The following is a 21950-nucleotide window of genomic DNA, read 5'->3' as shown; positions in this document are numbered from 1 at the left end:
ATATTCATCTAATTCATACGCATATTCAAACAAAAATCATCTATGCACTTAAGCACATAGGAAAGTCACGTCCAACCCTATTCCTACTGATTCTCACATAACTTTTTTCAGTCATATACAAAAATATAAGCTCAAACGAATAAGCCCCGGAATAATACGTATAGATCATTCCATATCAAAATTGCGTTCCGATGTCACGATAAAGTATACCACTTCTTTGTAAAAAAATAGGGTAGTAAATACTTGGCAGATTATTATTTGTCATTGCCTTTATAGCTTTGAATAAAAAAACCATGTGAATTGGACCACTCACAATATAAAATCTCATCTATCACTTTATATCCTTCTTGTGAAAGTCCATCCATAAGCCATTGTCGTGTTTTACCGATCGCATGGAGCACTTCTTCCTGTATTTGCCCTTCATCGATTAACAGCACACTTGGATCCTCTTCTTCTAATTCCAATTTCAAATCAGCAGCTGTGACAGCCTTAAATTTCGCATATTGGTTTATGGAAATTTCACCGCCAGGCTCAATGTATAAGTCCTTCACTTCTCTTAATGAAAAGATCCCTTGCTGCCTCAGCATCGTTCTAAGTTGTTCCATTTCCAGTTGATTTTTATCAAAGAGCTTTTTATTTATTTTCCCATTCTCAATTAGTTGATCTGGTTCCCCTTTTAAAACAACTCGCAAGGTATTCGATTTAGCAACTAATTTTTCAATTATATAAATTGCCGAAACCCATATTCCCAGTGAAAACAAAAACATGAATACTGAAGTTTTCCGATCATACAAAGTCTCTTCCAATATTCCTCCAAACATAATTAAATAAATGATGTCATATGGGGTCATTTCTGCTAAATGTTTTTTTCCGAGCAACCGAATGACAACCATAAACGCAATTATTCCAATTACCAATTTCATGCCGTTTATTATGTAATCCATAAATACTCCTCCTATTAATAGCAAGCTACCTTGAAATTACCCTTAATAACAGTTTCATAATCAATCGGTAAATGATCTTCATTGAAATTAAAATGTAAAAGTTTCAGATTCATATTTTAGGGTATTTTTCAAATAGCATGATCAACAATAATTCAGGAGGCGTATACACATGGTACAAAGACGTGTAGTTGGATATTATGATACAGAATCTGAAGCGGTGGCAGCAATTGAGGATTTAAAGCGACAAGGCTATCGTTCTGCTGATATTTCAATCATAAGCAAAGATAGAGATCGGGCCGGACATATTGAGGATGAAACCGGAACACATGCCGCGGACGGTGCTGCAACAGGCGCTGCTACCGGGGGTGTATTAGGTGGTCTCGGAGGTGTTTTGGCTGGCTTAGGTGCACTTGCCATACCTGGTATCGGCCCGATTATAGCTGCTGGACCGATTGTAGCTGGCATAACAGGCGCCGCAGCAGGTGCAGGTGTTGGTGGATTAGCGGGTGCTCTCATCGGAATGGGAATTCCCGAAGAAGAAGCAAATCGCTATGATCAATATTTTAATGAGGGAAAAATACTCATTTTAGTCGATAGTGATTATATTGATCCAGAACGTCCAGATAATCTTGATCGCCCGTTTGTTTAATGAAAAGACCGGCATGCAAAAATTGCATGCCGGTTTTATTTGTGTATAATGCTGCATTCAATGAATATAAAATACAAACTATAACTTTACAAATCGCATCTAAAGTAGATAATCGAAATGCTTATGCACTATTACCATTTTTCAAAATCGATAAATTTACCACCGCAATCGCTCAACAGCATGTCCGGCAGTATATATGCCAGCATTTAGGCCTGTCAAACAATTGTCGCCGATGACTACCTCTGCTATATGTAAAATTGTGCAGTTGTATCCGCATAAAACTGATCTCCAGCGTGAAGATTATATCCAATGTCAAAATGAAAATTATGTTCGATATTTGGATTTACACCTGTTCTGCCGAATAGCTCTTTAATGATCTCCTTTTTCAATTTGTCATCTTCAAAAGGACTATCATTCAATTTACGAACAAGAGAATCGGCACGGAAATTCTTTTTACGAAGCTCTTCGGTTTCTCTTTCATAATAAATTTTCTACCTTTTTTTCATAACAAAACCTCCATTTATGCTTCTCATTTACACTACCATACGATTGGAAATCATTATTATTTCCTCATACATATAAAAAAAACCCTTTCCCAGAATGCACCGAGAAGGGGTATTCAAACCTATTAATAATACGGTGAAATTAAGATGTAAACTAACACACCTGTAAAGCTTACATACAACCAAATCGGCATCGTCCACCTTACAATTTTCCGGTGGCGCTCATGCTCTCTATTCCAAGCACGTGCAACACTTGTCAATGCAAGAGGCACGATAACTGCAGCTAACACAATATGTGTAATTAAAACAAAATAATAGACGTATTTCAAAATTCCATCCCCGCCATATGGTGTAGATGGCGAAACATAGTGGAACGTTACATATGTAACTAAAAATAACGTAGTCGTAACAAACGCCGCGTATATAAATTTCTTATGGACATCCACTTTTCTCTTTTTAATTGCAATAAGAGCTGCTACTAAAAACAGAAATGTGAACGTATTAAATATTGCATTCATTAAAGGCAGAATCGTTACATCGAACGCATCAAAATCTTCTACCCCCGGCAATCCCGACAGTACACCGATCGCACCGATGAGTATGACCGATAATAGTATAATAGCTGGACGATAATTCCTCTTTTTAAAAGGCTTCCCTTGTTGCTCTCCGATAGATTGGCTCATGCACAAAATACATCCTTTCCAAATCTCTTCTACATCGTAGTTTAACATATTTTAACCGTACAAATGCCATGTTCACAGTGATGTCGAAAAGACTTTAAAAACTGAATTATTTATGCAAGCTTCTTTGGAGAAATGCTCGCGTCCGATCTATTTTCGGATTTTCAATTACTTCTGAAGGAGTACCAGCTTCTACAATTTTACCATCATCCATGAAAATCACTTTATTTGCGACCTCTTTGGCAAAACCCATTTCATGCGTAACGACAACCATCGTCATCTGTTCAGTCGCAAGATCCTTCATCACTTGCAGCACTTCACCAGTCAATTCAGGATCCAATGCCGAAGTAGGCTCGTCAAATAATAGAATATCTGGCTCCATCATTAACGCCCTTGCGATTGCGACTCGTTGTTTTTGACCTCCTGACAAACTTGCCGGGAACACATCCGCTTTCTCCGATAAACCGACTTTCTTCAATAGCTCTAAACTTTTTTCTCGTAACTGTTTTACAGGTATCTTTTTTGTTAACTTGGGAGATAGTTCAATATTCTCAACGACTGTGAGGTGTGGAAACAGATTGAAATGCTGAAACACCATTCCCATTTTAGATGTAATCTTTTTCAGTTCGGAAGGTTTGGAATAGACGCCATCTTGTACCATTGGATTACCATCGACAATAATGCTGCCCTCGTCAATCTCCTCCAAATGAATTAAACTTCTGAGCATCGTACTTTTACCCGAACCCGATGGACCGATAATCGCAATTACATCATTCCGCTCAATTTCAAATGTAATTTGTTTTAGCACTTCAAGCGTGCCGAAGCTTTTTTTTACATTATTCACTTCCAAAATAGCCATCTTATCCACATCCTCTCTGATCCATTAACTGAAGCGCATTCGTCTTTCCAATACTTTAAAAAACATTGTTAACAATAACGTAATGAATAAATAGATTACACCTGCCAACACAAAAGGCACGATTGTAAAATCTCTATTTACTGCAGTTTGTGCAAAATGCAGCAGTTCTGGTACAGCAACTGCATACAATAAGGCTGTATCTTTTACTAACGTAACGGATTCATTTGCTACCGCTGGAAGTGCGATCCTAAACATTTGAGGCATTACGACTCGAGTAGTCGTCTGAAAGCGATTCAAGCCAAGTACTTGAGCGGCCTCAAACTGTCCTTTATCAATCGCAAGCAAGCCGCCTCTGAAAATTTCCGCAAAATAGGCTGCATAATTCAATATAAATCCTAAAGATGCAGCTACAAACCGATCCAATACTAAATATTCACCGATAACAGGTATTAATGGTAATCCAAATACAAAAAACAATAATTGAAGCAACAAAGGAGTGCCACGCATTACGTAAATATATCCATTTGTCAACCATGCGAGCCACTTAATTGAGCTTGTAGAAGCAAGTGTTAACAGGAACCCTAAAGGAATTGAAACGATAATGGCAATCAAAAAAAGCAAAATCGTTGCTTGTGCACCCTCTAACATGGGTTTTAAAATGGAAAGTAAATAATCGATCGACATAATCGCTCGCCTCCTTATTCGTTATTTTAAAACTTTAGATTCGCCAAACCATTTTTGCGATATCTTCTCTGCTGTTCCATCATCATTTAATTGATTTAAAGCGTTTTGCAACTTGTCCAACAATGCTTCATTTCCTTTTTTTACACCAATTCCATACAACTCAGAGGATAACGATTCATCCAGTACTTTGAATTGCCCTTCCTCTTTTGCCATATAATAATCAATGACAACTTCATCAATGACAACTGCATCCACACGGCCAGCTTTTAAATCTGTTAAAGCCAAAACATTATCTGCATACTCTGTTATAGATTTAACTGTCTGTCTTACAGGACTTCCATTTAGCGCATCAGCTGCGGAGGACAAGGCTTGCAAAGCAACATCTTTATCGGATAAATCCTCTAAACGATCGATTGATGAATCCGCTTTTGTGACGATGACTTGCTCGTTTTCTAAATAAGGCTTCGTAAAAAGGACTTTTTCTTTTCGGTCATTTGTAATCGTATAGCCATTCCATATTAAATCAATACGTCCACTGCTTAGTTCTGTTTCTTTCGTCTTCCAATCAATTGGCTGAAATGTAACTTCCATTCCCATTGCTTCTCCTGCAGCCTTTGCATACTCAATATCAAACCCAGTCAATTCATTGTTTTCATCTCGGAAGCCCATTGGTGCAAACTTATCATCTACCCCGATTACGAGTTTAGCCTGATCGCCGTCTGCACTACCATTACTATTTCCGCATGCTGATAAAGTGATGAGCAAGGTTGAAGCTATGATTATATATGCCAACAATTTTTTCATAATATTATATCCCCTTCCGCTTCAATGCTTTAGTTCGTTAACGTGTTAACAATATAACATAAAATAGTTTTCTTTGAAACAGCCTATTAAAAATAGTACTATTCCCTATTTTCACTATAATCAAAGAGGTTTAACATTACCGAAAAACGGCTATTCTATTTGAAACATTCCCGATCGCAAGGGATGTGAAGGAGGAGAAGTAATGGACAACAAATACAATGATGGCCAAGCAGCCGAAGAAAAACGCCGGAAGAGTAAAATGGATAAAGATTTTGAAAATGATTATATTGCCAATGAAAAGATGTTGAAAGACCATAAGCATATCGAAAGAGAGATGGAATCACAAACACATGAACCAAACGGCGTAAATCCAAAATCTAAATTTGAAAAAGGCTTGAGCTTCCAAGAGGATGTCGAGCAATCAAAATTAGAGCGCATGGATCCAAGTGGTCCAGAGCCAAATAGCATTTATCCGCAAAAATAAACACTTTTGCTCTATTGACATCAAACAAACGCACTGAAATGAATCCCTCAGTGTGTTTTTATTTGACTTTAAGTTGCTAATGTAATTTCTTTATCGAATGAATGTCTTCGTCTATAGGTTGAATAAACAAAAAAGAGACACGAATTCCTATATGAATGGTGTCTCTCTGAATACAATCTATTTCATTTTCCTATTCAAGACTATCTGAATACAGCATATACGAATTGCGTCCGTTTTTTTTCGAATTGTATAACGCGCGGTCCGCAAATGTCAACAATTCATCAATTGTCGTGCCGTCTTGAGGATACATTGCTGCACCCACACTCGATGTTGTTGTAAAATGATGGCCTGCGATATTCCACTCACTTTGTAAGTTTTTCACAATTCGATCAGCAGTTGCTTTCACATCATCTTCGTCTATAATGTCTGGCAACAGTAAAAGGAATTCATCTCCTCCTTGTCTAGCCAATACGGCTTGATCAGAAAGGATTCCAGATACTCGAACCGCAAATTGTTTCAACAATTCATCGCCAGTGGCATGTCCTAAATGATCATTTACCCATTTAAACTTATCGATATCCAAATAAAGTAACGCGAATTTCAAATGATTCGTCTTTGAATCCAATAAAACTTGTTTTAGTTTCTCTTGGAATAAACGCCGATTTGGCAAACCTGTCAACTCATCATGAAAAGCCATCTGTTTCAGCTTTTCCCGCATTCTTTTTTTCTCTTCAATTACACGGGAAACATATAGTAAGAAACCTTTGCCATTTTCTTCATCGATAAAATAAGTGCCTTTCGCTTCAAGCCAAATCCATTCCAATGTTTTATGGCGATATCTAAATTCCATTTCATTTGTGCCTTTCGTTTGAAATAGCTCATTCATTTTACGCTCAATCATAGGTAGATCATCAGGATGTGCTTTTCCAAAAGCTCTATTTCCTTCATAATGCTCAGGCATGTACCCTAATATAGAGGAAGTGGAAGGCGATGCGTATTTAATATTCCTCTGATCATCGACGATCGTCAGCAAATCTGTCATATTTTCTGCGATTAAACGATACTTCTCTTCACTCCGTATTAGAGCTTCTTCAATTCGTTTTTTTTCTGTAATATCTTTAAATAGTACATGGACAGATAGGTTGTCTTCAAACTCTATACCGATAAATGTAATTTCTGCAGTAAACACCGAATGATCGGCGCGCACCATTTTTAGTTCAATTGTTTGGGCAGGTATATTTTCTTCATTAGCTAATTGTCTAATCATCCTTTTTATAATGCTATGTGATTCAGGATGGGATAGTTCCAATACATGCCGCCCTAAAACTTCAGACGGGTGGCTATAACCTAAAAGCTTTACTGCTGCTTGATTTATATACTTAATGATTCCGCCGCTTTGTACATAACTGGGCTCCGGTAAGGCGTTCAGCAATGATTTGTATTTGTTTTTACTTTTATTTAGAGCTCTTTCCCATTCTTTTCGTTCAGAAATATCGCGGGATATTGCAGAAAATGCAATCACCTTTCCATGCTCGTCGCGCAAAGGCGAAATCGATATATTGACAGGAATAAGCGTCCCATCTTTTTTAAGACAGTTCACTTCTAAATTTTTTATACTTCCATTATTCGCTACTTGTTGACGTTCTTTATGCACTTGTTGAAGACGCTCTTCTGGAATCGTAGGCATTGGCTTCCCAATTATTTCTTCGGCTTTCCAACCGTACATTTCTTCAAATGCTTTATTCACTTGAATTACATTGCCGTTTAAATCGATAATATCCATCGCATCAGCAGATGTTTCGTAAATGGAACGCAAGTTCTCAGACATTTTTTGTAAATCAATTCTATTTTGAACAAGACTCGTTAAGTCTTTTACAATAAATAAAATGTTAACGAGCACATTATCTTCAAACATCGGTAAGGTTTTTACTTGTAAATGCAATGTTTGCCCATTTTTATTGTGTGTCGTTATTTCATAAGAAGAGAACCCCGAAAAATCATAGATTTGTCCGTTAGCTAATTCGCATCTTTTTCCAATAACATCTTCTGGACGATAACCGAAAATAGATTCAACAGCCCTATTTATCTCAATTACAAAGCCATTTCTATCTAAAATAAAAATCGGATCTGGATTATGCTTGATCAACGAATGATATATATTTGCAGGAACTCCATTTAATATGCTTTCCATAATAATTCCTCCTGTACATATTTTACCATCGGAATTGTTGTGAACAAGCAATTTTTCTATAATGATAAAATGTTTTTTTAGGTGAATATCAAGCATTAAACAGTGCTTTATAAGACAATTGTATAAATCGTTTTCACCTAAGACGTAATGCTAAAATAAAATTGCTGAATAAGTCGTTTGACCTAAATTGGCAGTGGGTATATTAGGCATGAAGGAGCGATTTTATGTATAAATACGAAACAAAATTCTTAATGATCGAACTGAATAGGCTCTATATAGATGTTGAGAGATGTCCTTTATGTGTTAAAGGAGAAATAAAAACGGATATTCGACTATTGGAGGACGCAATTCATTATCTGATGAATGGTGGACAAGTAGCTGAATAAAAACATCAGTTACAACACCAACAGTATGCTATGCCGTTTTACTTTGATAGACGCTCTAATGTGAAAAGACACCAATACAATCCAAATTTAAACGAATTGGTGTCTTTCTCTTTCGTATTTTTTTATCCTATCGGTTTCTATTTTCGACCTGGGTAATCCAATTTAGATCTGCTTCTAAATGCAGCAATGTACCTGTAATTAATAAATATTTATTCTCATCTCCATCTATTAGTAATTGTGTTTTCAATTGGGTTAATTCCATAACCGCTTCTATAATCATCGCTTTTTGTTGCTCTAACATTACCTTTTCGTCAGTGAATTGAATCGTTCGGGCACAGCTCCATTTAAAGAAGAAGTCCTCCTTAGTCGAATGATAAGGAACTGGTTGTAGTAGCCAGTCTTTTAACTCTTCCTTCCCTTTTGACTCGATTTCATATATTCTTCTTTCTTGATCATCCACCCCTGGCGAGGAAACAAGCTCATCACGCATTAATCGATCCAGAGTTGTATAAATTTGCCCCGGGTTGATTTTTCCTTTCACGCCTAATAGAGAATCCAACTTTAATTTCAAATCGTATCCATGATGTTTGTGAAGGAATAATAATGTTAATATCCCATATTTTACTGACAATCTATCAACCTTCTTTGAGTGATGTTTGGATATCCATTTTACTTACACTTCTGCTTGAAATATAGGCTGCACAAAGGCTTAATGAAATTCCGGCAATTATAGAAAGCATCATATCGAACACAGGTAATTGGAATGACATAAATCCATCCATCAGCTCAGATTTACTTGTTATAAATATAAGCAACACACCCGTGCCAATGCCTCCTATGACTCCTGATAGCCCAATAATTACACCTTCAGATAAAATCATATTTCGAACCTGTTCCTTTGTAAAGCCGATTGCACGCATTGTGCCGATTTCCGAAATACGTTCCAACGTATTCATTAATAATGTATTTGCTGTGCCAACACTCGCTAATCCAATGATCAAAATCAACATTACTAAAAGGAGTTCGTTCATTCCAGAAACTGCCGAAGTTGTAGATTTTATCTCATCCTCTACAGTTTGAACTTTTGAAAGATGTCCACCAAAATCCGACCATAACTGATCACGTATGGAATCGTTCGCTGCACGATTGCTTACAGTAAGCAAAAGGTCAAAACTATTTGTCCACCCAAAAATGTTCTGCATGTTAGTTTCATCGATAAATGCGACGTATCCTGCATAATGAGATGACTTCACGACCCCGATTACTTTAAAGAACTGTTCACCATTAGGTGTATTCATGAGAATGCGTTGACCAATTGATCCTCCCCATTCATTGAAGGCACGATTTCCAAGCAACACAGAAGGCTCTTCTCTTAGATTTTCATATTGAATATGATTTTGGGCATTTTCAAATAGAGTTGGCCCATTTTCATTCACAGATAGAACGGAAAATTGCCTTCTTTCCCCGTTAATTGTTTCCCATGTTATAGGGGTTGCTTCTGTTAATGTTTGTACATTGGTAACAGTATTATAAGAAGCGATTGTAGATAGATCTTCATCAGACCATGGTGTCTCTGAAGTGACTCTTATATCTCCTCCAAACGTATGCCTGATTTCTTTTTCATAACCTTCTGGTGCCGCTGCAACGGCTGCACCGAGCAACAATATAATTGAAATGCCAATTGAAAGTATAACCGCAGTATTACTGTTGCGGTTAATTTGTTGGTAGACATTTTGAGTTGCCAATGTAATAGGAAAACGTAAAAAGAATTTTGAAATGGATTTGATTACTTTGCTTAAACCGATAATTATCCATGGGAAGATAAGAATAACACCTAACAGAGTAGCCGCATATGAAATTGGATGATCAATAAACACGAACAACAGCAGCCCAATCGAAACAATCCCCCTATAGTAGAATTGTTTTTGTATAATGTCCCGAAAGTCTACCTCTTTTAATGTTAATAAAATCGAGGTCTTGCCTGCATAATAAATTGGAAAAAGAGAAAATACTATTGGAAACAGCAATCCTATAATTATGGATACAATCATAGGGTACATCCAATTTAATGTGTAAACCATATCAAACTCGAAAACACTGAGAAGGGCTTTCATAAATAAATCTCCAAGCCAAATACCGATCGGTACACCAACGATTGTGCCAACAAGCGATAGAAGTAATATTTCGGTTAGAACGACTTTGGAAACGGCAAATTGTGTATAGCCAAGGCTTTTCATAATCGCAAATTCTTTTTTTCTCTCAATAACAGTCGTATAAATCATATTAAATACAATAAACCCACTAATAAAGATCGATAATCCAGCAATTAAATAAAAGAAAGTATATAAACCTCCAATATCATTGCTCTGGAGATCATCAGCTACTACAGGTTCAATATAAGCGTTTGTACCACGGAATTGAGCTTGCATTGAGTGGAATAATTCCTCTCCATCGTCACTCGTCTGAAAACGCATATAGGAAATTTCATCTTCAATCCCCGTCCATTCCCTTACCATATGGAGCGGAGCCATTACACGAAAACTTGTCGAGGCAGCGCGTTCCCAATTATTAGGGCTCGCAAGCAATTGTGTGTACTCAACGATTGCGGAAACCTTTGCTTCCCCTAAATTGGAAAATCGAACTACGTCTCCTACTCCGACCTCTAACAGTGTTGCGACTGCTTGTGTTAAAACGATTCCGTCATTATCCAAGTTTCCTTCGATTACTGGTAGCGTTAATAGCGGACTTGTTTGATCACTCACACCGGTAATTCGCACAGACCTTTCATTCAGCGAATAATTGCCATCAAGCTCAAAAAATGCTTGCTTATCTAAGGCAAGTAATGTGTTGGAAACGGATGGATCATCCTGTATCGGCGAAATCAATTTTTCGGAAAATGTATGATCGTCACTTAAAACCCAATAATCCGCATTCGCCACATACATTTGCTCATAATAGTTAAAAACATCATTTGTTGTTTTATCGGCGATGAGCATAGATGTAAAAAAGGATGTTCCTAAAATAATTGCCAGCAAAGTAAAAAAGACTCTTTTCTTGTTTTGCGTCATATTACGCCATGAAATTCGCCAAATACTTAGCATAGTCACTGTCCTTTCTAGAAATCTCTTGATCGACTACTCCATCTTTAAAAAGGATGATTCGGTCCGCAAAACCAGCTGCAAAAATATCATGGGTTACCATTACAATCGTTTGTTTATAGTCCCGATGAAACTTCGACAATAACGTTAGTATTTCTTCAGCCCTTACCCTATCTAAATTCCCTGTCGGTTCATCGGCCAATAAAACAGTTGGGTTAGTAACGAGTGCTCTTGCGATTGCTACTCGTTGCTGCTGACCGCCACTAAGCAATTTCGCTTGTTTGCTCTCTAACCCTTCCAATCCGACAGTTTGTATAAACTCATGAATCAATTTTTCATATTCCTTTGAAAGTTTTCCATCAGCATGTAGAGGAAAAGCGATGTTTTCCTCAACAGTTAAATTGGGCAACAGCTGGTAGTTTTGAAATACAAAGCCTATTTGCCGTCTTCGAAACACTGTTCTATCTTTTTCCTTCATCTCGTTTAACATTTTATGGCTTATTTGAATTTCTCCAGTCGTTGGCGTATCAAGCCCCCCAAGTAATTGGAGCAATGTACTTTTTCCAGACCCACTCGGCCCCATTATTGCTACGAACTCTCCTTCTTCAATATGTAAATGAACCCCTTTCAACACTTCTGTTTTCTCTTGACCTTGATAAAATTCCTTTGTAACATTATTCACTTTGATCATGTCTTAACTCCCTCCTCTATTCTGTCCATATTATATACTAAGTATATAAATAAGTGAATTAAAATTAGCTTTATCTTGATGATTTATAAATAAAAAGCGTATTAACAATAAAAAAAACACCTACCTTATATATACTAAGTATACAAAGATAAGTGATTTATTAAGTAGTCATCATAATGTAGAATTGACTATCAAAAAATTGGAATGCCATTCATTTTTATTTATAGTTCAGATTATACTTTCAACTGTTTCATCCTCAAGGTTAAAACATTTTCCCCCATTAATTGCTTCTTCTCTCAATAAGATTGATCCCTATTCCCATCGCTACCGTTCCAATTAACAACATTATGATAAGTGACATCGTAATATCAGCTATGCCAGCATTATAGAAAACCACCGATAAAATCGCATCCATTGCATGTTTTAAAGGAAATAAATCCGCAATGAATAATAAAATAGGATTGGTGATCGTCCCTGGCATCATATATGCACCACTAATAAGTGGAATGAGCGGAATAAAAGAAGGGTAGACCGCGTAAAATTGTTCCGGCGTTCTTACCAAACCAGTGATTAACATTGCGACGCTTATCATACTAAATGTAAAAAACGCAGAAATCAAAATAATGATCCATAAATTATCGCCTACGTCATAGTTTAGAATATACTTGAATACTAATAGCACAACGGTTATTTGGAAAAGCGTAATTAAAAAACTATAGATGATGTATCCTAAATACATGCTCTCTTTGCCCATCGGTGACATTTTGAGTCGATCCCAAATTCCCGAAACCTTATCTTGCATAACATTATTAACTTTAAAACCAGCGATGAACATCGAAACTAAAAAAGTAAAAGCGAATAATAATTGAGTACGAATATCGTAGTTTGGAATTTCTTCATTATCAAGTCCTTGAGATACTACCTGGAAGGGCGCATTGGATAAGTAGTCTTCAATTTCACTACGGAACTTTTCTTCGTCCTCAGATTGGGTAATTGCTGCTATTTGAGCCTCGCGTAAAAACACTTTTTCAACATGCTGACGTACAAAAGAGACTCCTGGCAGTTCATTTGCTGCGACAAGTTGGTAATCCGACTCCATTAACTTCACTGCCACATCGGCATTCCCATCTCTCACATCTTGACGCGCTTGATCTGGTTCAGTGATTACAAATTGAATGGCATGATTATCATTTAACAGCACTTCCCACTTAGATTCAATAGCTATAGCATTTTCATCATCGCTGAAAATTGGGACAACTGTAGGTGTGTAGGCTCCTCGAGCAAACAAGAGGGTAGCAAGAATACTGCCCATAATAAAAAGCAAAACGGTTAACGGATTTCTTCTATCCTTAGAAAGTTGTGCCCAAATGACTGATTTCATTGCGTCACCCCCCTTTTCGGATAAAGGGATAAACTAACAACTAAACATAGTACAAAAAAAGCGATAAGTGTCATGCTCGGTATAAGTAATTCATGCAACTCCTCGAACTGTATCCAATTTGTCATCATCGATAACGATAGACCATTCGGCGTCCACTCACCAACTTGTTTCAGCCAATCAGGAAATACGTAAATCGGAACAAAATTTCCGCCCATTATACCGAATAACAATATAACGAGCATAAAAATTCCGTTTGCCGCATCGGTATTTTTCATTCTAAGAGATATAGAAGTGAAAACTGCAGTCAGCCCCGATATCGCTAGAGAAAACACCGTTACGACTCCTATTGCCCCTACCCAAAAGGTTGCGGATCGGCCATGAAATACATCAAGAATTAAGTGAGATGCAACCAATACTATCAGAATTTGTAACCAAACCAAACAAAATGTGGATACTATTTTGCCAATCAGAAACTGAATCGGATTGCTATTTGTCAACATAATGCGATTAAATACTTGCTGCCTTATTTCCACTCCTGTTTTTGTACCAATCGTAGCCGCTAAAAACAACGAAAAAAGCACTCCCATTGCAACCGTAAAATATTGAGAGAGCGTAAAGCCCCCTGCTGTACTTAACTTCTCGATTCCACCTTCGGGAACGGATACTTCCTCTATTTCAGCCCCCTCAATTCCTTGTAATACATATTGAAAGTTCACATTGTCTATGAAGCCTTCAATGATATTTAATAATATTTGGTTATGATTCGTTTCCTTATCTATTTGATATTGCAATGAAATCGTCGGTTTCTCTTTTGTGTATGCCGCATATAAGCTATTTACCGTAAATCCTTTTGGTATGACTAAAAGGCCGTCTAAATCACCTGAATCTACCTTCTCTATTGCCTCTTGATAGTTAAGTGAATGAATTGTCACCCATTCCCTAATTTCATTGCTCGTAAGGTAATCGACCAACCTCTCTGTCGGCATAAATAAGCTCATCTGCTCAACAATTGTGTCTGCTTCGGCCTCATTTACTGAGGCTTCTTTTATCAATTTCTCTCTCAGTTGAGCAATCGAATCTTCTTCATTGTCTTGATTGACGACCGCCAATTGTAGGTCAAGAGACAATTCTTCGTCATTGCCGATCAATCCGGCAAACGCAAAATTCAGTATGATCACTAAAAGAATAGGAAGTGAAAGTGTAATGATGATTTCCTTGCGATCTCGTAAAAATAATAGAAAATCTTTTTTAATAAAACTGCGCATAGCAACACCCCCCTTAATTTCGCAACTTTCGACCTGTTAAATGAAGGAATACATCTTCTAAAGTAGGTGTCTCCGTTTGGTAATTAATAATTTGTACATGGTGTTTATTGGCAAGATGTACAAGCTCACTGATCAAATTGGTTCCTTTTTTTGCGATGATTTTCATATGCAAAGGAGATGATTCCACTTTACGTACAACATCTATTTTTACAACCGACTCCATAAAAGCTTCATCTGCTCGATTCAATCCAAGTTTTATCGTATCTTCCGTCGATAGAATGCCTAATAACTCCGACTTTGTTCCAGAAGCTATGATTTCACCATGGTCCATAATGTACAATCTGTCACAAAGCTGCTCAACTTCCTCCATATAATGACTAGTATATAAGATTGTAGTTCCTTTCTCTCTATTTAACTGACGTACCGTTTGCAAAATATGATTTCTTGATTGCGGATCAATCCCTACAGTCGGTTCGTCTAAGATTAGGATTTGCGGTTCATGCAATAATGCTGCAGCAATATTTAATCTGCGCTTCATACCTCCTGAAAAAGTTTTCACTAAATCTTTTTTCCGCTCCTCTAACCCGACAATTTCGATAACTTCTTCTATCCTTTTTTCCAAGTTTTTACCTGTCAATTTATAAATAGATCCGAAGAATTTTAAATTCTCATAAGCTGAAAGTTCTTGGTATAATGCAATTTCCTGCGGTACCACACCTAAAACCTTTCTAATTTCTGATGGTTTTTCAATCGTATTCATTCCATTCAACTTTATTTCACCAGTAGTAGGCTTCAGTAATGTCGAAATCATGGAAATCGTCGTAGACTTCCCAGCTCCGTTCGGTCCCAATAAACCTACCGATTCTCCATGATCCAAATATAAATTGACTTCTTGCACAGCCTTCTTGCCTTTAAAAGATTTACTTAAACGAATGGCTTCAAGCATTCCAATCTTTCCTCCTTTTCGTAAAGATCATATTCTGTACTTGAATCATAAAACAAAAAAACCGAAGCCACTACTGACCTCGGTCATCTATTAAACAAACTGCTATTACTTTCGTCATTTTAACTTCAATCAACAGTAGTTTTTCATTTTAGTAAGCCGTTCGGTAAACTTCTGCTCACATAATAGTAGCCCCTCTATCCATCGCTCCAGCTAATTCACACTATACTTCACACGATGTGATGGCGAATCGCATAAATCGCTAATTGCGTGCGATCCCTTAACTCCAACTTATTCAGTATATGGCTCGTTTGATTTTTAACAGTGCCGACGGATAAACTTAATCGATCTGCTACTTCCTTATTATTCAAACCTTCACCAATGCATTTTAATATCGCTCTTTCCCTCGGCGTCAAAGTCGGATCGATTGGTGTCTCAACCTTTTGATGAATTAAAGCAGGGATCACTTTGGCAGCTACTTGATCTTCTAAAGAAAGTCCTCCGTCAATTGCACTTTTTATCGAACGTATAAGTGATTCTGTATCCCCATTTTTCAACATATAGCCATTTACGCCTAATTTGAGGGATTCCATAACATATTGCTGATCATCAAAAGTTGTCAGCATAAGGATTTTCATTTTTGGAAAACGAGCTCGTAAAATTTTTGCGGCTTCAATTCCATCCATTACAGGCATCCGGATATCTAATATGACGACATCGAAAAATTGGCGATTGCATAACTGGATTGCTTCTTTTCCATTGTCGGCTTCACCAGTCACTTTAATAAGTTCATCTGTTTCGATCATCGCCTTTAAGCCTTGTCGCACCATTACTTGATCCTCTGCAAGCAAAACGTTAATAATGCTACTCGCCCCTTTCCTTTAACCCAATATGGCCCCTCACTATAAAATGACGACCGTCATGCTGGATTTCCAATAATCCGCCCGCTTTTTCCAATCGTTCCCGCATCGCTTTCAAGCCATAGCCTTCCTGAAATAAAGGATTAGGGTCTGTTATGTTTACGACTTCAAAACGAAAGACACTTCCGCCTGGGCACTCAAACATTACTTGGGCCTCTTTAGCGGAACTGTGTTTCATAATATTCGTTAGCGCTTCCTGTACGGCACGATAAATCACAAACGATTGCTCTCCTGTTAATGGAGCTGCGAATGCACCATGCTTGACGGAAAAATTGATTTTCATATAGCTTTCCAATTCCAACTTACGTATTAAACGAATGACACCTATTAGTCCGCCTACTTCCTTCTGTTTAAAAGACTTTACGGCCCTTCTTGTTTCATCCAAGCTTTGCTCAGCAAGAATTTTCAAACGATTTATCTTTTCTTTGTCCTGATCAGCTGCAGTTAAACGGAATGCCTCAAATTGCATTAAAAGGGAAGTCAGCTTATGGCCAACTGAGTCGTGTATTTCATGGCCAATCAACATACGCTCATCCTGTCTTGCCCTCTCTTCCTCCGTCATAAGTAGCCTTTTCATCTTTCTGTATTCATCTAACAGTGCAGCATTTCGATTGCCCACTTCCCTTTCCCTATGGCAAACGACTTGATAGTGCAGCATACCAATTATCAATAAAAGATAAAAAAGTATACACCATACAACGAACGTTTTATTAGTATCTACATTTACCATAATCCAAGCAATACATCCTACTTGTACACTAATGACCGCAAGACTTTTCATCCGAGAAAGGTAAAAAACAGCTTCACCGATCATTAGCATTTGTACTAAAAATACAAATGGATTTAACTGATTGTTTATCGGAAAAAAGATGATCACTGCTGTCAATGCCTGTATGCAAAATAAAAATGTTTGCAGCATAGGTCTGTATCTAAAAACAGGCAGAAGGAACAAGATGGTAAAAAACAAACAGATGCCCAAAATTCGAATTTCGTTTAAGCTTTCTGACATACTGATAATGGCAGATGCCCATACTATACAGTGAATTGTAAGCCATATAAAGTATGTATTCTTCATCTATTTAGACTCCTTGAAATTGTAACAGCTTCGTTCCAGCCAAAATCTCATCATTATATTGTTGATCATTATTAGTTTCTGTAATTGTAAAGCTATAAATGAAAATGCCTTTACTTACAGTTGCATTGACCATTACCCCTCTAAATTGTTCCTTTTCAGCTCATTTAATAATTCCTTTTCAATTTCTTCATTACTAACGATCGTGGGCATTTCTTCTTCCATTTGAAAATGCGAAGAAATAATCCTTAATTGTTGAAGAATTGCAGACAATGTAAGCAATGCAAATACCATTATTACAATGATAGCGATCATAAATAAATTCAATAACATTCCTCACACACCTTTGGCAAATTTTTTAAAACAAATATCTTGTGACGATAGTATATGTTAAGACCATTTAACCAATTTCATCGTAAACTTCTTATAAAACATGAAAAAAGATAACGAAGCCTTGTAATTTGATGAGAAAAAACTACTGTCAATAAGCTTATTCTATTCATATCTTACCATTATAGTTATTTTACATAAAAGAAAATTTAGATGTTTGAATGGTAAAAGGCCATCGCAGCAATGCCATGGCCCTCTAATTCATCGTTATTTCTCACAAGCCCACCCATCTTTATCTCGATCATGCTTAGATGCGTAAGCAGGATGGCTGCTTTTTACGCCGTGAGGATAATACTTTCTCAATTCTGTGCAATTCTTAAATGAAGTCGGTGCTCCCGGGATGACATATGTTCCTGAAGACAAATTACCGTTTTGTTTTGGTTTTGAACGAACTTTCGACGTTGGCTTTGTTGTCTGCTTAGCAGTCGCCGGCTTGTCAGCAGTTTTACCGCAGCTACTAGAAATAGAATGCTTTACTCCATCTGTAGTAACCGTAATATTACAATGATCTGCTGTCTTGTATGTCTTTGCCCCAACATTTTTCAGACGTGCCTCAACCGCCGCATGTGGAGGATCTTTCTTATCGTAAGATAAAATAGCTGCTTGTGGTTTCACATTGCTTATAAATGCCGCTGAGCTACTTGCGTTTGAACCGTGCTGGCCATTTTTTAGAACAGTTGCTGCAACATCATATTTGGATCGGATTTGATCTTCGATTGCAATGTTTGCATCGCTCATTAATAAAAACGATACTTTGTTATACGTAAGCTTCAAAACGATTGATGCATCAGCTCCATTACTCGCATTTTGATTCACATGTAGCACTCGAATAATCATATTAGAATCGAACGGAAGCTTGTCCAACTCTTTCGGTACAGAAACCTTAATCTTTTTTTCTTTTACGATAGAATTCAAGTCGGCATACACTTTGGAATTGTCAGTATACCCTGACTCAATGAAAGTAGATACTGTAAATGCCTTCAGTACATCAACTAACCCGCCAATATGGTCTTCTTGATTATTTGTCGCCACAACATAATCCAATTTTTTTATTTTTTTATCCTTCAAGAATTCAACGACATACTTTCCAGCTGATTTTGGTCCCCCGTCAATAAGCATATTTTTTCCGTCTGGCGACTGTATCAATATTGAGTCGCCCTGCCCAACATTTATAAAATGCACCTTTAATTCACTAGTAGCTGCATTTGAACGATTAGGAAAGAAACCAATCAACAATACGAAAGCAATAACCAATGATGCTACCTTTTTCATTATAGCCCTCCTCTATCGATATACCTATTATCATAGTATATAAATATATGAATTGTCTATAATTATTCAAATTAACAATTAAATATTTTCATCCTTAATGAAGACGATGAAATGGCTATTCAGTTTCGTTTTTCGGCGTTTGTGTAACCTTTGACAATATGTAATACTATAAGCATACAATCTTTGTTAAGGAGAACAGTGATGATTAAAGTTGTTGGCACCGTTGAATTTCTTACACCTAAGTCAAGTAGTCATTATAATATTAGAAAAAGGAAAGCTCGCATCCAGCCTGTGGAAACAGAACAATTGACCACTCGTGATGGAGCTCTAAGCTATAAAATATCTGCAAAATTTGAGATTTTATTAGAAAAAGATTACAACTGTAAGTCTGAAAATGATTACGTCGGAAAAGTTAAGCCATTCCTGGATTCACTCATCGTTTCATCATTAATTCTCAATACGCAAATATATTCAATTGGACAAGTGTATTTTCCGCTGCAACAGTAGAAATCTAAGGACTATATTTTGGACTATGAGACTTTCATTTTCATAAAATCGCTACCTTGCTTTATTTAATTCTCCGTTTGTGTATTGAAGTTAGTATAGATGTATAGATAAGTTAGTTTTTTAATGGATCTCGTTGGCTGCATAGGAAATACTTCTTTCGCCACTCTTGTACTGTTTCTGTAATTTTTAACTGGTTAAATTGTAGCAATTGTTTAACATGTTGTTTTGCACATCTAATGTTAGAAATCAGAGCTGTCCAGAAAGACAATGAAAATTGACTGTCTGTAAAGGCCCCTTTTTAAAATACAAATTACATTTACTCGTTGCTTCAGTTTCCAGGTGGTCGCTTTCCGCGTGTACGGGTAAGCCTACTTATACACGTCAACTTTAGTTTTTGTTCGCTTGCTATAACAAACAACTCTTACTATAATTTATTAGAAGCTTTTCGACCAGCTCTATGTAGGATAAAACCTACTTGACACATTATTCTTCCTTTCATAGCATGCTGAATCAAAGTTTGGTAAACACAATTACTTGTGATTTTTCTCATTTCCATGCTTAAAATTACCTGTGGCCTTAGCCATTAGTAATTGGGCTTCTTTGAAATCTGCTAATTGGATCTTACTCAAAAACTTTTCACTCGCTTTTCCTGCAAGCGTTGTGACGAGCTTTCCTTTATAATAGATAAATACTTTTTTATCTTTCGTCAATTTATAGGTAAAGATTTCCTCGTCAAATCGATTTCGCTTATCAATACGATTCATTGATTCACCTCCCTTATTTTGGTGTTAGAGTGTCTCTTTTGAAGTCCCTGCAATTGCAAATTTCAAGTAAACGTATTTTGATCGGGAACCAATAACCTTTTTTCATGAATTCTTGTAAGGCAATAAATCATATTATATGGATTTTCTTGAGGATCGATGTCCTTACAGTCAATCCCGCAACAGCATAACCGATCTCGTCTGTACACCCTTCCTTGACGATTGGATAACTTAAACTCCCAATCAGTATCCGCAAACCAATTATGATGAAATTCAGAGACATTCTTGTATCCTCTTAGTAAGCGACCATTTGAATGATTACACTAATATCTTCACGATCGGAAATAGTTTGTAGAAAAGATTGAATGTCTTTACTTTCAATGGAATCTATGTGTTTAATCGCTGCATAGTGAATACCTGCTACCCTCATAAATAGTCTCCTATGACACAAACTTCTTACTATGAATACTCCACTATCGTCTGTTTCACTAGTTACAATAACATTTTACAAGTTATATTCTACACTATAACCAAAAATGCCTAATCAAACTATAACAAAAGGGTATTTTGTGGAGTTCAGCAATTGTAAAAACTTCTAAATGTATAAATATAAAAAGTTATGGGAGGGATTTATTTGATCAAGGGAGTATTGTGGTTAATCGGTGCTGTAATCGGCGTAGGTGTAATTGCAGTTGTTGCAACTATATCTATTGGATGGCTTCTTTTCGGGGGCTTGAAGGCTTGAATCGAATATCGTACAGGATAGCTTATACGAACCATGCGATGAAATTATTACGATGGATGGTCAACCGATCAAAGAAATGGATTGGTCAACAGTCGAACCGATCGACTTTAAACAATTAAAAGAGAATCCAAATAAATATAAATCTGAAAGCACTCCACTGGAACAATCGTACAGATCTTGGAAGATAGAGATTACACAGATATTCGCTTGGCGATTGATGATGAGACGACAATATTATCTTTGTAAAATACTTTGATCTTACCGAATTTGTGGTTGGCGACACTGTCACAGTATATGGTACCATCTATGGCAACTATAGCTATCCATCCACAGCCAATCAAAATATATCATTGCCCGCCGTAATTGCGTATGAAATTGAATAGCAGAAAAGATTAAAGCTACCTTCTCGTTAAGAGTTGGTGGTTTTTTTAGTATGATTTGAAATTTTGCCAAGTAATTATGTTAGATTTAAAGTTGCTTGGCATCAGTTCGTTATCCTTTACCCAACCTAACGCTGTAAAGATGAAGGTAATCCAAATAAGAGCATTACAAAATGTGGAGCAATTGGATAGTTAATTTATATTTTAAACATTTTTTATTGAAATGAAAGGATTTTAAAAGCCTCACAAACACATGGCTACAACGTTTGCAAGGCTTTTATAGTTTTTATAAAATCCTTAATATTACCCTCATAACGTCCCAGGCAGACGTTGATTGTGTG

24 protein-coding genes and 1 pseudogene are annotated in these 21950 nt (G+C 36.8%); 4 read left to right on the top strand and 21 right to left on the bottom strand.

Annotation, left to right across the window (positions count from 1 at the left end):
• Positions 1-254: 254 nt before the first annotated feature.
• Positions 255-944, bottom strand: coding sequence for a DUF421 domain-containing protein (locus ACFQ38_RS15435; protein WP_381482009.1), 690 nt, complete (start codon positions 942-944; stop codon positions 255-257).
• 169 nt (positions 945-1113) lie between these two features.
• Here ACFQ38_RS15435 and ACFQ38_RS15430 point away from each other — a divergent pair, with 169 nt between their 5' ends.
• On the top strand, positions 1114-1593 hold the full coding sequence (locus ACFQ38_RS15430) for a general stress protein (protein ID WP_336825285.1): 480 nt from the start codon (positions 1114-1116) through the stop codon (positions 1591-1593).
• A 245-nt stretch (positions 1594-1838) separates the two neighbouring features.
• On the opposite strand, the gene ACFQ38_RS15425 is transcribed toward ACFQ38_RS15430, so the two are convergent.
• The 6 genes and pseudogenes from ACFQ38_RS15425 to ACFQ38_RS15400 all read right to left on the bottom strand — a co-directional run bounded on the left by ACFQ38_RS15425 (position 1839) and on the right by ACFQ38_RS15400 (position 5123).
• Positions 1839-1982, bottom strand: a complete 144-nt coding sequence (locus ACFQ38_RS15425) for an LbetaH domain-containing protein (RefSeq protein ID WP_381482006.1) — start codon at positions 1980-1982, stop codon at positions 1839-1841.
• An 18-nt stretch (positions 1983-2000) separates the two neighbouring features.
• A pseudogene (locus ACFQ38_RS15420) lies at positions 2001-2081 on the bottom strand (maltose acetyltransferase domain-containing protein); the annotation flags it as partial.
• 140 nt (positions 2082-2221) lie between these two features.
• Entirely contained in the window at positions 2222-2779 is a 558-nt protein-coding gene (locus ACFQ38_RS15415; protein ID WP_336825281.1) for a DUF420 domain-containing protein, read from the bottom strand.
• A gap of 106 nt (positions 2780-2885) precedes the next feature.
• Positions 2886-3635, bottom strand: coding sequence for an amino acid ABC transporter ATP-binding protein (locus ACFQ38_RS15410; protein ID WP_381482004.1), 750 nt, complete (start codon positions 3633-3635; stop codon positions 2886-2888).
• Positions 3636-3659: 24 nt separating this feature from the next.
• Positions 3660-4319, bottom strand: coding sequence for an amino acid ABC transporter permease (locus ACFQ38_RS15405; RefSeq protein WP_336825276.1), 660 nt, complete (start codon positions 4317-4319; stop codon positions 3660-3662).
• A 21-nt stretch (positions 4320-4340) separates the two neighbouring features.
• Positions 4341-5123, bottom strand: coding sequence for an amino acid ABC transporter substrate-binding protein (locus tag ACFQ38_RS15400; protein WP_336825274.1), 783 nt, complete (start codon positions 5121-5123; stop codon positions 4341-4343).
• A gap of 202 nt (positions 5124-5325) precedes the next feature.
• On the opposite strand from ACFQ38_RS15400, the gene ACFQ38_RS15395 reads away from it, so the two are divergent.
• Positions 5326-5607, top strand: coding sequence for a hypothetical protein (locus tag ACFQ38_RS15395; protein WP_336825272.1), 282 nt, complete (start codon positions 5326-5328; stop codon positions 5605-5607).
• Positions 5608-5797: 190 nt separating this feature from the next.
• On the opposite strand, the gene ACFQ38_RS15390 is transcribed toward ACFQ38_RS15395, so the two are convergent.
• Positions 5798-7798 (bottom strand): PAS domain S-box protein, encoded by a 2001-nt coding sequence (locus ACFQ38_RS15390; protein WP_381482001.1) that lies wholly within the window; start codon positions 7796-7798, stop codon positions 5798-5800.
• Between the two features lie 224 nt (positions 7799-8022).
• Here ACFQ38_RS15390 and ACFQ38_RS15385 point away from each other — a divergent pair, with 224 nt between their 5' ends.
• Positions 8023-8184: a hypothetical protein gene (locus ACFQ38_RS15385; RefSeq protein ID WP_336824849.1), complete on the top strand. Its 162-nt coding sequence runs from the start codon at positions 8023-8025 to the stop codon at positions 8182-8184.
• Between the two features lie 127 nt (positions 8185-8311).
• Here ACFQ38_RS15385 and ACFQ38_RS15380 read toward each other — a convergent pair whose 3' ends face one another.
• The 10 genes from ACFQ38_RS15380 to ACFQ38_RS15335 form a co-directional block, all read right to left on the bottom strand.
• Positions 8312-8815: a PadR family transcriptional regulator gene (locus ACFQ38_RS15380; RefSeq protein WP_336824848.1), complete on the bottom strand. Its 504-nt coding sequence runs from the start codon at positions 8813-8815 to the stop codon at positions 8312-8314.
• A 4-nt stretch (positions 8816-8819) separates the two neighbouring features.
• Positions 8820-11285, bottom strand: a complete 2466-nt coding sequence (locus tag ACFQ38_RS15375) for an ABC transporter permease (RefSeq protein ID WP_381481998.1) — start codon at positions 11283-11285, stop codon at positions 8820-8822.
• A complete protein-coding gene (locus ACFQ38_RS15370; RefSeq protein ID WP_336824846.1) occupies positions 11254-11973 on the bottom strand; it encodes an ABC transporter ATP-binding protein in 720 nt (239 codons plus the stop codon). The genes ACFQ38_RS15375 and ACFQ38_RS15370 overlap by 32 nt, the downstream gene beginning before the upstream one ends.
• Before the next feature lie 280 nt (positions 11974-12253).
• Positions 12254-13354, bottom strand: coding sequence for an ABC transporter permease (locus tag ACFQ38_RS15365; RefSeq protein ID WP_381481996.1), 1101 nt, complete (start codon positions 13352-13354; stop codon positions 12254-12256).
• The gene (locus ACFQ38_RS15360; protein WP_381481994.1) at positions 13351-14619 is read right to left on the bottom strand and encodes an ABC transporter permease; all 1269 of its coding nucleotides are present in this window, start codon (positions 14617-14619) and stop codon (positions 13351-13353) included. The genes ACFQ38_RS15365 and ACFQ38_RS15360 overlap by 4 nt, the downstream gene beginning before the upstream one ends.
• 13 nt (positions 14620-14632) lie before the next feature.
• Positions 14633-15565 (bottom strand): ABC transporter ATP-binding protein, encoded by a 933-nt coding sequence (locus ACFQ38_RS15355; protein WP_336824843.1) that lies wholly within the window; start codon positions 15563-15565, stop codon positions 14633-14635.
• A gap of 227 nt (positions 15566-15792) precedes the next feature.
• Positions 15793-16425, bottom strand: coding sequence for a response regulator transcription factor (locus tag ACFQ38_RS15350; protein WP_336824851.1), 633 nt, complete (start codon positions 16423-16425; stop codon positions 15793-15795).
• Position 16426: 1 nt separating this feature from the next.
• Positions 16427-17557, bottom strand: coding sequence for a sensor histidine kinase (locus ACFQ38_RS15345; protein WP_381481992.1), 1131 nt, complete (start codon positions 17555-17557; stop codon positions 16427-16429).
• A gap of 132 nt (positions 17558-17689) precedes the next feature.
• Positions 17690-17887: a hypothetical protein gene (locus ACFQ38_RS15340; RefSeq protein WP_336824841.1), complete on the bottom strand. Its 198-nt coding sequence runs from the start codon at positions 17885-17887 to the stop codon at positions 17690-17692.
• A 264-nt stretch (positions 17888-18151) separates the two neighbouring features.
• Positions 18152-19216 (bottom strand): excalibur calcium-binding domain-containing protein, encoded by a 1065-nt coding sequence (locus ACFQ38_RS15335; protein ID WP_381481989.1) that lies wholly within the window; start codon positions 19214-19216, stop codon positions 18152-18154.
• 201 nt (positions 19217-19417) lie between these two features.
• Here ACFQ38_RS15335 and ACFQ38_RS15330 point away from each other — a divergent pair, with 201 nt between their 5' ends.
• Complete coding sequence (locus ACFQ38_RS15330; protein WP_336824839.1) at positions 19418-19723, top strand: hypothetical protein; 306 nt, start codon at positions 19418-19420, stop codon at positions 19721-19723.
• 530 nt (positions 19724-20253) lie between these two features.
• Here the strand turns inward: ACFQ38_RS15330 and ACFQ38_RS15325 are convergent.
• The 3 genes from ACFQ38_RS15325 to ACFQ38_RS15315 form a co-directional block, all read right to left on the bottom strand.
• Complete coding sequence (locus tag ACFQ38_RS15325) at positions 20254-20487, bottom strand: hypothetical protein (protein WP_336824838.1); 234 nt, start codon at positions 20485-20487, stop codon at positions 20254-20256.
• A 127-nt stretch (positions 20488-20614) separates the two neighbouring features.
• Positions 20615-20767, bottom strand: a complete 153-nt coding sequence (locus tag ACFQ38_RS15320) for a hypothetical protein (protein ID WP_336824837.1) — start codon at positions 20765-20767, stop codon at positions 20615-20617.
• Positions 20768-20779: 12 nt separating this feature from the next.
• Positions 20780-20914, bottom strand: a complete 135-nt coding sequence (locus tag ACFQ38_RS15315) for a hypothetical protein (protein ID WP_381481986.1) — start codon at positions 20912-20914, stop codon at positions 20780-20782.
• Positions 20915-21950: the final 1036 nt, after the last annotated feature.

The sequence above is a fragment of the Sporosarcina contaminans genome (assembly GCF_042679045.1).
Classification (GTDB): Bacteria; Bacillota; Bacilli; order Bacillales_A; family Planococcaceae; genus Sporosarcina; species Sporosarcina contaminans.
The sequence above is the reverse complement of the archived record's forward strand: the minus strand, read 5'-3'. Positions and strand labels throughout refer to the sequence as shown.

What these genes read in the sequence shown, in the direction of transcription:
- ACFQ38_RS15435 (WP_381482009.1), bottom strand. Translation starts at nt 944, where the DNA reads ATGGATTACATAATAAACGGCATGAAATTGGTAATTGGAATAATTGCG.
- ACFQ38_RS15430 (WP_336825285.1), top strand. Translation starts at nt 1,114, where the DNA reads ATGGTACAAAGACGTGTAGTTGGATATTATGATACAGAATCTGAAGCG.
- ACFQ38_RS15415 (WP_336825281.1), bottom strand. Translation starts at nt 2,779, where the DNA reads ATGAGCCAATCTATCGGAGAGCAACAAGGGAAGCCTTTTAAAAAGAGG.
- ACFQ38_RS15410 (WP_381482004.1), bottom strand. Translation starts at nt 3,635, where the DNA reads ATGGCTATTTTGGAAGTGAATAATGTAAAAAAAAGCTTCGGCACGCTT.
- ACFQ38_RS15405 (WP_336825276.1), bottom strand. Translation starts at nt 4,319, where the DNA reads ATGTCGATCGATTATTTACTTTCCATTTTAAAACCCATGTTAGAGGGT.
- ACFQ38_RS15400 (WP_336825274.1), bottom strand. Translation starts at nt 5,123, where the DNA reads ATGAAAAAATTGTTGGCATATATAATCATAGCTTCAACCTTGCTCATC.
- ACFQ38_RS15395 (WP_336825272.1), top strand. Translation starts at nt 5,326, where the DNA reads ATGGACAACAAATACAATGATGGCCAAGCAGCCGAAGAAAAACGCCGG.
- ACFQ38_RS15390 (WP_381482001.1), bottom strand. Translation starts at nt 7,798, where the DNA reads ATGGAAAGCATATTAAATGGAGTTCCTGCAAATATATATCATTCGTTG.
- ACFQ38_RS15385 (WP_336824849.1), top strand. Translation starts at nt 8,023, where the DNA reads ATGTATAAATACGAAACAAAATTCTTAATGATCGAACTGAATAGGCTC.
- ACFQ38_RS15375 (WP_381481998.1), bottom strand. Translation starts at nt 11,285, where the DNA reads ATGCTAAGTATTTGGCGAATTTCATGGCGTAATATGACGCAAAACAAG.
- ACFQ38_RS15370 (WP_336824846.1), bottom strand. Translation starts at nt 11,973, where the DNA reads ATGATCAAAGTGAATAATGTTACAAAGGAATTTTATCAAGGTCAAGAG.
- ACFQ38_RS15365 (WP_381481996.1), bottom strand. Translation starts at nt 13,354, where the DNA reads ATGAAATCAGTCATTTGGGCACAACTTTCTAAGGATAGAAGAAATCCG.
- ACFQ38_RS15360 (WP_381481994.1), bottom strand. Translation starts at nt 14,619, where the DNA reads ATGCGCAGTTTTATTAAAAAAGATTTTCTATTATTTTTACGAGATCGC.
- ACFQ38_RS15355 (WP_336824843.1), bottom strand. Translation starts at nt 15,565, where the DNA reads ATGCTTGAAGCCATTCGTTTAAGTAAATCTTTTAAAGGCAAGAAGGCT.
- ACFQ38_RS15345 (WP_381481992.1), bottom strand. Translation starts at nt 17,557, where the DNA reads ATGAAGAATACATACTTTATATGGCTTACAATTCACTGTATAGTATGG.
- ACFQ38_RS15340 (WP_336824841.1), bottom strand. Translation starts at nt 17,887, where the DNA reads ATGTTATTGAATTTATTTATGATCGCTATCATTGTAATAATGGTATTT.
- ACFQ38_RS15335 (WP_381481989.1), bottom strand. Translation starts at nt 19,216, where the DNA reads ATGAAAAAGGTAGCATCATTGGTTATTGCTTTCGTATTGTTGATTGGT.
- ACFQ38_RS15330 (WP_336824839.1), top strand. Translation starts at nt 19,418, where the DNA reads ATGATTAAAGTTGTTGGCACCGTTGAATTTCTTACACCTAAGTCAAGT.
- ACFQ38_RS15325 (WP_336824838.1), bottom strand. Translation starts at nt 20,487, where the DNA reads ATGAATCGTATTGATAAGCGAAATCGATTTGACGAGGAAATCTTTACC.
- ACFQ38_RS15320 (WP_336824837.1), bottom strand. Translation starts at nt 20,767, where the DNA reads ATGTCTCTGAATTTCATCATAATTGGTTTGCGGATACTGATTGGGAGT.
- ACFQ38_RS15315 (WP_381481986.1), bottom strand. Translation starts at nt 20,914, where the DNA reads ATGAGGGTAGCAGGTATTCACTATGCAGCGATTAAACACATAGATTCC.